General features: G+C 63.0%; 6 protein-coding genes and 1 pseudogene. 1 reads left to right on the top strand and 6 read right to left on the bottom strand.

From position 1 onward, the window contains the following. The first annotated feature begins 21 nt into the window (after positions 1-21). Positions 22-372: a hypothetical protein gene (locus AACV02_RS24540; RefSeq protein WP_119742552.1), complete on the top strand. Its 351-nt coding sequence runs from the start codon at positions 22-24 to the stop codon at positions 370-372. Positions 373-741: 369 nt separating this feature from the next. Here the strand turns inward: AACV02_RS24540 and AACV02_RS24535 are convergent, their stop codons facing one another. From AACV02_RS24535 to AACV02_RS24510, 6 genes and pseudogenes are all read right to left on the bottom strand, one after another. Next, positions 742-2322 carry an ABC transporter ATP-binding protein gene (locus AACV02_RS24535; protein ID WP_119742550.1) on the bottom strand — a complete coding sequence of 527 codons (1581 nt, stop codon included), beginning with the start codon at positions 2320-2322 and terminating at the stop codon, positions 742-744. A 15-nt stretch (positions 2323-2337) separates the two neighbouring features. Beyond that, positions 2338-3360: an ABC transporter permease gene (locus AACV02_RS24530; protein ID WP_177413709.1), complete on the bottom strand. Its 1023-nt coding sequence runs from the start codon at positions 3358-3360 to the stop codon at positions 2338-2340. After that, a complete protein-coding gene (locus tag AACV02_RS24525) occupies positions 3360-4424 on the bottom strand; it encodes a microcin C ABC transporter permease YejB (protein ID WP_106576640.1) in 1065 nt (354 codons plus the stop codon). The genes AACV02_RS24530 and AACV02_RS24525 overlap by 1 nt, the downstream gene beginning before the upstream one ends. After that, complete coding sequence (locus AACV02_RS24520) at positions 4411-6264, bottom strand: extracellular solute-binding protein (RefSeq protein WP_372239740.1); 1854 nt, start codon at positions 6262-6264, stop codon at positions 4411-4413. Before AACV02_RS24520 ends, AACV02_RS24525 begins: the two co-directional genes overlap by 14 nt. Before the next feature lie 165 nt (positions 6265-6429). Next, positions 6430-9327 (bottom strand): TonB-dependent receptor, encoded by a 2898-nt coding sequence (locus tag AACV02_RS24515; protein ID WP_237266745.1) that lies wholly within the window; start codon positions 9325-9327, stop codon positions 6430-6432. Between the two features lie 114 nt (positions 9328-9441). Next, positions 9442-12396: pseudogene (locus tag AACV02_RS24510) on the bottom strand (TonB-dependent receptor). Positions 12397-12504 lie beyond the last annotated feature (108 nt).

Below are 12504 nucleotides of genomic sequence, written 5' to 3'. Positions count from 1 at the left end.
TATTGAATCTCAGGACCTTTGATGCCGCCAACCAAACGCGACACCGCCCGCCTCGAACGCCGCCTGGTCGCCACGCTGACCGAAGCCTGCGAAACCGCCAAGGCTGATATCCCGGGCTTCGAGTGGCTGACTCACACGGTTGATTACGCCGCGTTCCCCCAAAGCCTGCGGGTGATTTGGGTGTTCGATACGCGGGCCAATAAGGAGCTGGCCCTGGCAAACGGCGCGGGCCAACGTATGCGCGAACTGACGGCTGCTGCGTTGCACGACGCCGAAGTGGCCCCCGTGAAAATCGAGCGCTGCGTGCGCTTTGATTGCGAAGAAGCCTGCAACCTCCAGCATGGCGGTGATTGGCGGGCACGCCTGGCCTGATACTGCGGCGATTCAGGTCTTTCGGCTCGGCAGGTCGCCCGTGTTGATGCCTTCGCAGGCAAGCCAGCTCCCACAGTGATTGTGGGAGCTGGCTTGCCTGCGATAGCTATGGGTATCTACACAACTTTTGAAGGCAGCCAATTTCTCCTGTGGCGAGCAGGCTTGTCCTGCGTTGGGCTGCGAAGCAGCCCCAAACCCAGACGCTGAGTTCTTTCAGGAAAATTGCAGTGCCTTTACTGGGGCCGCTTCGCAGCCCAACGCAGGACAAGCCTGCTCGTCACAACAGTCCACCCGCCACAGACTTCGTGCTGCAGGCAAGCCAGCTCCCACAGTTGATCTTTGTTGCCTGCCGAGCGCTGTGGGAACTGATTATTCCAGTGGCCGCAATGCCGAGGCCACCAGCAAATCCCGCGTATAGGCATGCTGCGGCGCCTCAAACAGCTGCTGCGTACTCCCCGCCTCCACCACCACGCCGTCCTTGACCACCATCAAGTCGTGCGCCAACGCGCGTACCACAGCCAGGTCATGGCTGATAAACAGGTAGGTCAGGCCGTGCTCCTCCTGCAACCGACGCAACAGGCTCACCACTTGTTTTTGTACGGTGCGGTCCAGCGCCGAGGTGGGTTCGTCGAGCAGGATCAGATCGGGTTTGATCACCAGCGCGCGAGCGATGGCGATGCGTTGGCGTTGCCCGCCGGAAAACTCGTGGGGGAAACGGTGGCGGGTGTCGGGGTCGAGGCCGACGTCGCGCAGTGCGCTGATGACGTCGGCTTCACGCTGGGCGGCAGTGAGGTCGGTGTGCACGCGCAGGCCTTCTTCAATGATTTGCTGCACGCTCATGCGTGGGCTGAGGCTGCCGAACGGGTCCTGGAACACCACTTGCAGCTTGCGCCGCCATGGGCGCAGCGCCTTGCCTTTAAGGGCGTCGAGGGCCTGGCCCTCAAAGCGGATACTGCCCTGGGCGTCCACCAGGCGCAGGATCGCCTGGCCCAGCGTGGACTTGCCCGAGCCGGACTCGCCGACAATGCCCAGGGTTTTGCCGCGCTGCAAACGCAGGTCGATGCCGTCCACCGCCTTGATCGGCGGCTTACGCCGCAGCAGGCCGCCTTGGGCGAACCAGACTCTCAGGCCGTCCACTTCCAGCAGGTTGCCGGCCGGCGCACGTTCAAGCGCACGCCCGTCCGGCTCGGCTTGCAGCAACTGGCGAGTGTAGGCGTGCTGCGGCGCAGCAAACAGGGTCTGGCACTCGGCCTGTTCGACGATCTGCCCCGCGCGCATTACCGCCACGCGCTGGGCAATGCTGCGCACCACGTTGAGGTCGTGACTGATCAGCAACAGCGCCATGCCCAGGCGGTGTTGCAGGTCTTTAAGCAGCGTGAGAATGCGCCGCTGCACGGTCACGTCCAGCGCGGTAGTAGGTTCATCGGCAATCAACAACAGCGGCTCGCAAGCCAACGCCATGGCGATCATTACCCGCTGGCGTTGCCCGCCGGAGAGTTGATGCGGGTAGGCATTCAGGCGCTGGCGCGGCTGCTGGATGCCCACCAGTTCGAGCAATTCCAGGACGCGCGCGCGTGCGGCCGCACCGCCCAGGCCTTTGTGCAGCAGCAGGGTTTCGGACAGTTGGCGCTCGATGCTGTACAGCGGGTTGAGCGAGGTCATCGGCTCTTGAAAGATCATGGCGATGCGGTCGCCACGAATCTGGCGCAGGCGCGCAGGCGGCGCGCCGAGCAGTTCTTCGCCCAGGTAGCGAATGCTGCCCTGGGTGCGCGTGGTGTGCGCCGGCAGCAACTGCAGGATCGAATGCGCGGTCACCGACTTGCCGGAGCCCGACTCGCCCACCAGCGCCAGGCATTCGCCGGCGCGAATATCCAGGTCAATACCACGCACCGCCTTGTGCCCCTCGAACGCCACCTGCAGGTTTCGGATTTCAATCAACGCATCAGTCACGGCACGGCTCGCTTATCAGGATCGAGGGTCAAAGGCATCGCGGCAGGCTTCGCCGATAAACACCAACAGAGACAGGATCACCGCCAGCGCAAAAAACGCCGTCAGCGCCAGCCATGGGGCTTGCAGGTTATTTTTTCCCTGCCCGATCAACTCACCCAGCGAGGCGCTGCCGGTGGGCATGCCGAAGCCGAGAAAATCCAGCGCGGTGAGCGTGGATATCGCGCCGGTGAGGATGAACGGCAGGTAGGTCAAAGTCGCCGTCACGGCATTGGGCAGGATGTGCCGCAGCATCACCGCAAAATCGCCCACACCGAGGGCGCGGGCGGCCTTCACGTACTCCAGGTTGCGCCCGCGCAGGAACTCGGCGCGCACCACGTCTACCAGGGTCAGCCAGGAAAACAGTGCCATGATCCCCAGCAACCACCAGAAGCTCGGCTCGACAAAACCGGACAGGATAATCAGCAAATACAGCACCGGCAGCCCGGACCAAATCTCGATCAAGCGCTGCCCCAACAGGTCGACCCAGCCGGCGTAATAGCCTTGCAGCGCGCCGGCGGCGACACCGATCAAGGCGCTCACCACGGTCAACGCCAACGCAAACAACAGCGACACCCGCGTGCCGAAAATCACCCGCGCCAGCACGTCCCGCGCCTGGTCGTCGGTGCCCAGCCAGTTCTGCGCGCTGGGCGGCGTGGGCGATGGCGCGGTGAGGTCGTAATTGACCGTGTCGTAGCTGAACGGCACCGGCGCGAACAGCATCCAGCCGCCCTGCCCTTCGATCAGCTCGCGCACGTAAGGGTCGCGGTAGTCCGGTTGAAACGGCAGCGTGCCGCCGAAGTCCTGCTCGGTATAGCGCTCCAATGCCGGAAAATACAACGCGCCCTGGTAGGCCACCAGCAAGGGTTTGTCGTTGGCCAACAGCTCACCGCCCAGGCAGGCAACAAACAACGCCACAAACAGCCACAGCGACCACCAGCCCCGGCGATTACGTTTGAAGTGCAACCAGCGGCGGCGTGTGGTCGGGGAAAAAGCCTGCATCAATGCGCCCTCGCAGAAAAATCCAGACGCGGGTCCAGCAGCCGGTAACACACATCACCGAGCAATTTGATCACCAGCCCCACCAAGGTGAAGATAAACAGCGTGCCGAACACCACGGGATAATCCCGCGCCACCGCCGCTTCGTAGCTCAGGCGGCCGAGGCCGTCGAGGGAAAAAATCACTTCAATCAGCAGCGAGCCGCCAAACAGCATGGCCGTAAGCGCCTGGGGCAGCCCGACCACGATCAACAGCATGGCGTTACGAAACACGTGCTTGTACAACACCTGTTTTTCGCTGAAGCCCTTGGCCCGTGCGGTCACCACGTACTGGCGGCTGATTTCATCGAGAAAGCTGTTTTTGGTGAGGATGGTCAGGGTGGCAAAGCCGCCGATCACCAGCGCCGACACCGGCAGTACCAGGTGCCAGAAGTAGTCGACCACCTTGCCCGCCCAGGACAGCTCGGCGAAGTTTTCCGAGACCAGCCCGCGCACTGGAAACCAGTTCAACAAGCTGCCGCCGCCGAACACCACGATCAGCAGCAACGCAAACAGAAACGCCGGCATGGCATGGCCGATGATCACCGCCGCGCTGCTCCACACATCAAAGCGGCTGCCATGACGCACGGCCTTGCGAATGCCCAGCGGGATCGACACCAGGTAACTGATCAGCGTGGCCCAAAAGCCCAGCGATAAGGTCACCGGCAGTTTTTGCAGGATCAGGTCGGTGACCTTGGCGCCGCGAAAGAAGCTGTCGCCAAAATCCAGCCGCGCGTAGCTGCTGAGCATCAGCCACAGGCGTGCGCCCAAGGGTTTGTCAAAGCCGTATTGGCGCTCGATATCGGCTACCAGCGCCGGGTCCAGGCCACGGGTGGTGCGTGATTCAGTGCTGCCCGTTTCCACGCGGGTGCCCGCCGCGGAGGCCTGGGTGCCGATGCCTTGCAGGCGCGCGATGGCTTGCTCCACCGGACCACCGGGTGCGGCCTGCACGATAAAAAAATTCACCAGCAAAATGCACAGCAGGGTCGGTACGATCAGCAACAAACGGCGCGCGCTATAGGCCAGCATGTTGGCTCACCTCGGTCAGTTCACGCATTTGCGCAGTGGTCAGCGGCGTCGGGCTCAGCTCCCACCAGGTGTCGATGCCCACCTCATTGAGCGGCGCCGTGCGCGGGCGGCCGAAACGGTTCCACCACAGCGACGACGAGCCTGGCGGGTAATAGTTGGGAATCCAATAGAAGCCCCACTGCAAAACACGATCGAGCGCGTGGGCGTAGCGCACCATGCTCGGACGGTCGTTGGCGCGCACCAGGCCATCGATCAATGCGTCTACTGCGGGGCTGCGCAGCGCCATGTAATTGTTGGAGCCCGGGTCGTCGGCGCTTTCGGAGCCAAAATAATTGATCAATTCGCGGCCCGGCGAGGGGCTGACCGGGTAGCCCACAACAATCATGTCGTAGTCCCGGGCGCGCACGCGGTTGGTGTACTGGGCCGAGTCGATCATGCGAATGTTGAAGCCGATGCCGATCTGCGCCAGGTTGCGTTTGTACGGCAGCAGCAAACGTTCAAAGCCCTTCTGGCTGTTGAGAAAGGTGAACTGCAAGGGCGTGCCCTCGGCATTCACCAGTTGGTCGCCCTTGGGTGTCCAGCCCGCCGCCTCGAGCAACTTCAAGGCTTGCGCCTGCTGGGGCCGAATGCGGCCGCTGCCGTCGGTGTGCGGCGGTTGATACACCTGATCGAACACCGCATCCGGCACCTGGCCGCGCCAGGGTTCGAGGATCGCCCGCTCCTGGGCGTTGGGCAGCTCACTGGCCGCCAGCGGGCTGCGCGAAAAAAAGCTGCGCTGGCGCAGGTACATGCCGTGCATGATCTGCCGGTTGCTCCAGTCGAAATCCCACAGCAAGCTCAACGCCTCACGCACGCGGCGGTCCTGGAACTGCGGTTTTTGCAGGTTGAACACAAACCCCTGGGTGCCCTGCACCGCATCCGGGGCCAGCTGCTCGCGTTGCAGGCGCCCGTCGCGCAAGGCTTCACCGTCGTAGCCCACCGAGTAACTGGTGGCAGAAAACTCGCGGTTGAAGTCATAGCCCTGGGCTTGCAGGATCTGGCGCGACACGTCGGTGTCGGCGAAAAATTCCAGGCGCAGGCTGTCGAAGTTGTACTGCCCTTGGGTCACTGGCAAGTCTTGCCCCCACCAGTCCTTGACCCGCTCGAAGGTGACGCTGCGGCCGTTGTCCACTGCGCTGATGCGGTACGGGCCGCTGCCCAGCGGCGGTTCAAAGCCGCCGCCGTTGGCAAAGTTACGCCCGCGCCACCAATGCTCCGGCAGCACCGGCAACGAGGCGATGTCCAGCGGCAAGGTGCGGTTGTCGGCGCTTTTGAAGGTGAAGCGCACTTGGGTCGGTGATTCCACCTGCACCTCATCCACGTCGGCAAAGGTTTGGCGGTACGCGAGGCTGCCCTGGGTGGTGAACAGCTTGAAGGTGTAGGCCACGTCTTGGGCGGTGATGGGCGTGCCATCGGCAAAACGCGCCTTGGGGTTGAGGTAGAAACGTATCCACGAATGGTCGTCGGCCAGCTCCAGGGTCTGCGCCACCAATCCATACACGGTGTAGGGCTCATCCTGTGAGCGGTACGCCAGCGGGCTGTACAGCCAGCCCTGGATCTGCGTGATGCCGGTGCCTTTGTCGACATACGGGATCAGGTGATCGAACGCGCCGCCTTCCATGGACGAGCGGCGAAAACTGCCGCCCTTGGGGGCGTTCGGGTTGACGTAGTCCAGGTGCTTGAAGGTTGCCGGGTACTTGGGGGCTTCGCCGTAAACCGTTAATGCATGCACCGGTTGCGCCAGCAGTGACGGCGCCCAAAGTCCCAGCAACAGCCCTGCCAGGATGAAACGACACAGGATCACAAACGCGGCTCCTTTTTTGAAAACACTGAAGATCACGTGTGGGCGCTGGCTTGCCTGCGATGAGGCCCTGTCAGTCAGTATTTCATCGACTGATCCACCGCTATCGCCGGCAAGCCAGCGCCCACCGTTTATGTGCTTTGTTACTGAGGCAGTGCTTCATCCTCAGAAGTTGTAGGAAACCCGGCTATACAACGTGCGGCCAAACGGGTCGGAGTAACGCGGGTCGTAGCCACTCTGGAAGGTCGAGGTCTGGTTGCTGAACGGTGGTTCGCGGTCAAACACGTTCTGCACGCCCACCGTGACCTGCGCGGTGTCACGCCAGGTGTAGGTGCCGGCCAGGTCCCACACGCTCCAGGCGCCGACCTTGTCGTGGAAGGCGCGGTTGTAGTCGTTGTAGCCACTGGTGTAGCGGTTGGTCAGCGAGGCGCCGAGCGGGCCTTTGTTCCAGGTGCCGGTCAGGCTGTGACGCCAGCGGGCGACGGCGCCGGCCGAGGCAAAATCGCCGCCGCGAAAGTCACCGGCCTTGTCGATGTAATCGCCCTTGAGCTGCTGCTGGTACACATAGCGATCCACGTAAGTGCCTTGCAGGTTGGTGCCGAACTGGCCCAGCCGGGACTCGGGAAAGCGGTAGTCGAGGCTGACGTCGACGCCGTTGGTCTTGACCTTGCCCAGGTTGGCGAGCCCGGTGACGATGTGGTCGATGGAGCCATCGGCCTTGCGCACGATGCGGTCCGAGTACAGGTCAGGCTGTTCGAAGACCGCCGACTCCGGGAACTCGGCGATCTGATTGGCGATCTTGATCCACCAGAAATCCAGGCCCACCGACAAGTTGGTGATCGGCTGATAGACAAAGCCCAAGGTCACGTTGCGCGCGGTTTCGGGGCTCAGGCTGGTGTTACCGCCACTGCGGCTGAAAAACTGCTGCGCACAATCGCGGTTAGCCAGGCCACCGTTGCTCGGCGAGCCGCCAGCGCACAGGCGCGGGTCGTTGTAGTTGGCCACGGTAAAGCTGGTGAAGTTGGGGTTGTAGAGTTCATACAGGGACGGCGCACGGAAGCCTTCGCTGTAGGCGCCACGCACCACCAGTTCGCGGAACGGCTGGAAGCGGAACGAGTATTTGGGGTTGGTCGTGTTGCCAAAGTCACTGTATTTGTCGTGACGCAGCGCTGCCGACAGCTCGAGGCTGTCGATCACCGGCACGTTGACCTCGGCGTATTGCGCCGACACCGTGCGATCACCCGCCACCGTCGCGGCCGGGTCGACGCCCAGGCTTTGCACGTTGGCGGCAAAGTCGGCGAAGTCCTGGTGGAAGTCTTCCTTGCGGTACTCACCGCCCAGCGCCAGGGCCGACGGGCCTGCGCCGAACCAGTCGCCGATGTCGCGGCTGATACGGCCATCGATGCTTTTGACACGGCCGACGGCAGAGCCGTAGTCGCCGTCTACCCCGCTGGCGCCGAGCAACGCACTGCCGGCCGCCGTCTGCGGACCGAACGGGTTGATCACGCCGGTGTTGATGCCGCTGGCAACCACGCGGTCATCTACATAACCGCTTTTGATCGTGTTGGTGACTTTGTTCTGGTTGTAGGCCGCGCCGACGTTGTAATCCCAGCCCGCCAGCGTGCCTTCGAAGGTCAGCAGCAGGCGCTGGCCGACGTTATCGTCTTCATGCTTGCGTGGGCCCACTTCACTTTCGCGCCAGTTCACATCGACCGGCTGCGTCGGGTCGAGGGCAAACTGGGTCGGGCCCGGTGTGATGCCGTTGCCTGGGTAGAACGGCGTGCCCGGTTGCACTTGCAGCCCTTGCAGCAAGCCAGGGCCGATCTGGGTACGGTTGAGGTTGCGTGCCCAGAAGTACTCGAGGCTGACGGTATGCTCGTCCGCCAACTTGCCGCTGGCTTTGCCGAAGAACGAAGTCTTTTCGGTTTCTGGCACCAGGTCCAGGTAGCTCCACAGCGATTGGCGGCAGATGCCGCTGCGGGAAATCAGCCCCGGTGCATTACAGCCGGACGCCGCCAACGGGTTGCTCGCGTTCGCGCCCTGGCTGTAGTTGGCCGGTGAGGCGATGCCCGATGAATAATCCAGGCCACGGCCCGGCTGGTAGTTGTAGGTGTAGTCGCGGTCTTTGGCCTTGAGGCTTTGCTGTTTGTCGTGGCTGACCACGCCGAACACGTTGAAGCGGTCTTCTTCCAGGTCGCCAAACCCCCAGCTGCCACTGAAGTTATTGGTTTCACCGCCACCGGAGCGGGTTGGCGTGCTGCCGCCCAGGGTCAGTTGGCCGTCGGTCACGCTTTTTTTGGTGATGAAGTTGATCACCCCGCCGATGGCGTCCGTGCCATACAACGCCGACGCGCCGTCGCGCAGCACTTCCACGCGGTCGATGGCGGCAAACGGGATGGTATTAAGGTCCACTCCCGAGCCGTTGATTGCACTGGTGGCGTTGTTGGCCAGGCGCCTGCCGTTGAGCAGCACCAGGGTTTTGTTCGGGCCGATGCCACGCAAGTCGGCATAGGCCGCACCCCCGCTGCTGGAACCGATCGAGCGGCCGGAGCCTACCGAGGACTGGTTGGCGGAAATACGGCTGATCAATTGCTCGGTGGTGGTGACGCCCTGTTTTTTCAGCTCTTCGGTGCGCAGGATGGTCACCGGCACGGCGGTTTCCGCATCAACCCGGCGGATCGCGCTGCCGGTGACTTCGATGCGCTGCAATTGCGGGATCAGCGACGGGCTTTCTACCCCGGCGGTGACCGGCGCAATCGTTGCCTCGCGCGGTGCGGCGCTCAGCACAATGCCGCTGGCGCTTTCGCTGTCTTGCAGGTCGGTGCCCTGCAGGGCGATTTGCAGGGCTTCACCGGCGCTGAGGTCACCCTTGATCGCCGGTGCATTCAGGCCACTGACCAGGCGTTGTTCGAACGCGATCGGCTTGCCGCTTTGCTGGGAAATACTCAGCAGCGTTTTGTCGAGCGACCCGGCGGGAATGTCCAACGGGCTGGCCGTCGCGCTACCGGCGACCAGCGTGGCGGCGAGGCTGAGTAAAAAACGTGTGGGGTTTGGCGTAAGCATGCGTCGAGGGCTCCCTGTCCTTTGTCTGGGTATGCAGGGTTGTGCATCGATGCCGGGCTTTTTATAGAGCGCCGTTTAGACCGTTAACGCATGTCCTTATGCGTTAGCGACACCTCACTTACCGAAGTGGTAACTCACGTCCAGCCAGACTTGCCGACCATAGGGGTCGTAGTTGCCCACCGGGTAATACGGCCAGGCGGAATCATCATGCTTGTAGGTGTTGAGCAGGTTGTTGACGGTCAGGCCAACGCTGGCCTGGTCATTGACCTGATAACGCGCGCTGGCGTTGAAGGTGGCCCAGGGCGACAGGCGCCCGTCGCCGGCGCCATTGGTCACGCTGCCGTAACGGATGCCGGTCAGGGTGGTGGTAAAGCGCTGGTAATCCCAGGTCAGGCTGGCGTTGACCTTGCTGCGCCAGTCGTAGTTGTTGGTGCTGCTGCGCAGGTTCTGGGTTTGCGCCTCATCCGATTCCTTGAGGTAGTGGGACAGCACCAGGCTGTAGCCGATCACCGAGCTGAACGCGCCGTACTCGCCTGCGCCCCAGCGGATATTGCTCTTGAGGTCCAGGCCGCTGGCGCGTTCGCTGGCGGCGTTGATGGCATTGACATACACCTGTTGCAACTTGTTCGGATCGACCGCCGCGTTGCCGGCATTACGCTGCACACGCGCCAGCACATCGGCGCAGGTGGCGGCGTCGAGCAGGCCATTGCGGCACTGGTCTTCCTGTTGCAGCAGGCGGTTGATGTCAACGGTGGTCAGCAGGTCCTTGATCTGCACGCGCCAGAAGTCAGCGGACACATCGAACTGATGCGAGGGCGACCAGACAACCCCATAAGTCCAGGATTTACCGCGCTCCGACTCAAGGTTCGGCGTGCCGCTCTGGGTGTAGTCAACGCGCCCGCGATCACAGGCGCCTTCAAGGCCTTTGCTGCAACCGTAGTAGTCGATCTGGTCCGGTTTGTAGCCTTTGCTGTCGGCCTGATAGAGGTAATTAAGGTCCGGCGCGCGAAAGCTGGTGCCGTAACTGCCGCGAAACAGCAGGCTGGTGATCGGCCGCCATTCGAGCCCCAGGTTGTATGTTTTCTGTTGCTCAGAGCGGCCACTGAATGTGTATTGGTCCCAGCGCCCGGCCGCCGAGGCCAGCAGCGTGTCGGCGAGCGGAATGCTGAACTCGCCACCGGCGGCATAACGGTCACGCGAGCCGCCGGAATTGGACGCCGGTGTGGTGTTGTAGAAGGTGCCGTCATTGAGTTGGTCATCGACATGCACGCTGTAGGACTGACGCCCGACCTCGGTCACGCCGGCAAACCCCACCGGCCCGGCCGGCAGGTCGAACAGGTCACCGTTGATGTTGGCGCTGAAGGTCTGGGACACCGACTTGCTCTTCTGCACCAGGTTGCCGCGAAACTGCCGCCACTGCGCTTCGGTCAGCGGCTGGTCCAGCCGTGACGGGTCCGGGGCAAATACCGGGTGGCCGTCCTGGGTGCCCAGTTGCGGCCCCAGGTAGTAATCGCGGATGCCGCTCAACGGTGTGTAGCGGGTGTTGCGGTCGCTGGTGTACTCGGAGCGGTTGGCGGCGATCTGGTAACCCCAGTCGCTGTTGGCGAACTTGTCTTCCAGGCCCAGGGTGCCGGTCCAGGACAGCTCGCGCCATTTGCTGTTGTTGGAGGTCTTGCCGCCGATTTCCTCACTGGCGAAGTTACGCGACCAGCGCTCCAGGTTGCCGGTGTTCTGGTTGATGAAGTCCGGCGAGGTAAAGCTCGGGCCGCGCGTGTTGTTCTGGGTGTGATCAAAGCCAAACATCAGGTCGGCAAATACTTTGCCGCTGTCGCTGAAATGCCAGGTGCCACGGGTGTAGCCGTCGTAGTTCTCCTTCTCCGCCTGGAGGGTCGAGTAATCGTTGTAGTACTGGTTGGTGGTGCAGCGGTTGCCGGTATTGCCCAGCTTGCCGTTGTAGATACCGCCATAGGCGGCGCAGCCGGGCCCCAGGTAGGCGCCGCTGTCGAGGTTGCGCCGGTAGCCGACGTTGACCGCCGGGCCGTCGGTCATGAAGCCGCGCTGGTTGCTCCAGATCGGCTGGCGGTTGGTCAGTTCAAGGCCGAACACACCGTCGAAATCGCCCCAACTGTCGCCGCCGCTGATCTGCAGGCGCTGGTTGTCGCCGCCGCCGCGCTCGGCGTAACCGCCGCGCAGGTTAACGTCTACGCCGCTGATTTTGTCCTTGAGGATGATGTTCACCACCCCGGCAATGGCGTCGGAGCCGTACACGGCCGACGCGCCACTGCTGAGGATTTCGATGCGCTCGATCATCACCGCCGGGATATTCGCCAGGTTAGTGAAGTTGACCGCGCCGTCGTACGCCGTGGGGTAGTCGGCCACGCGCCGGCCGTTGATCAGCACCAGTGTGTGGTTGGGCCCCAACCCTCGCAGGTTGAGGGCGCTGGCGGCGGGCTGGAAGGTGTTGCCGTAGTCTTCGCCCTGGGTCATGCCGGTGTTCTGGGTTTGCGAAGCGATGGCGTAGTAGACGTTCTTGTAGCCACGGCTGGTGATTTCTTCGCCGCTGATTACCGTGACCGGCGACGGCCCTTCGACCTGGGCGCGGGCAATGCGCGAGCCGGTGACCACGACTTATTCCAGGGCCACATCGCCAGGCACTGGTGCGAGGGCGACGGCCGCAGCAGGTGCCGCCTTGATGCTGGCGGCAGGCGCCTTGGCCGCGCGGCGCAGCACCCAGCCGCCGTCGCCGCTTGGCACCGCGTCCAGGGCCGAACCGCGCAGCGCCTGTTGCAGCGCTTGCTCGGTGGTCAGGCGCCCCCGCACCGCGGCACTGGTAAGGCCTTGCACCAGGTCTTGCTGGAAGGCGATGGTCTGCCCGCTGTTGCGCGACAGGTTCAGCAACGCCTGGTCGAGGGGACCGCTGGCGATATCGAAGTCATAGGTCTGGGCGTGCGTAGCCGCTGCCGGCGACGGCGACTGGCCGAACGCCAGGGCGCCATGCCCGGCCAGGGTCACGCCAAGGGCCAAAGACAGCGCCGCCAGCGATGAGCGATTGCGGTGTTTGAAGTGCATGGTTGAGCGTCCCCATCAGTGTTATGCAGTTGATGGGTTGAACAACCAATCAGCGGTTTTTATAGACGGGCGTTAGGCTAAAAAGGCATGGGTTTATAACGGCGAAAA

Source organism: Pseudomonas sp. Larv2_ips (assembly GCF_963879675.1).
Lineage (GTDB): Bacteria > Pseudomonadota > Gammaproteobacteria > Pseudomonadales > Pseudomonadaceae > Aquipseudomonas.
Note: the sequence above shows the minus strand (reverse complement) of the source record. Positions and strands in the feature narration are given on the sequence as shown.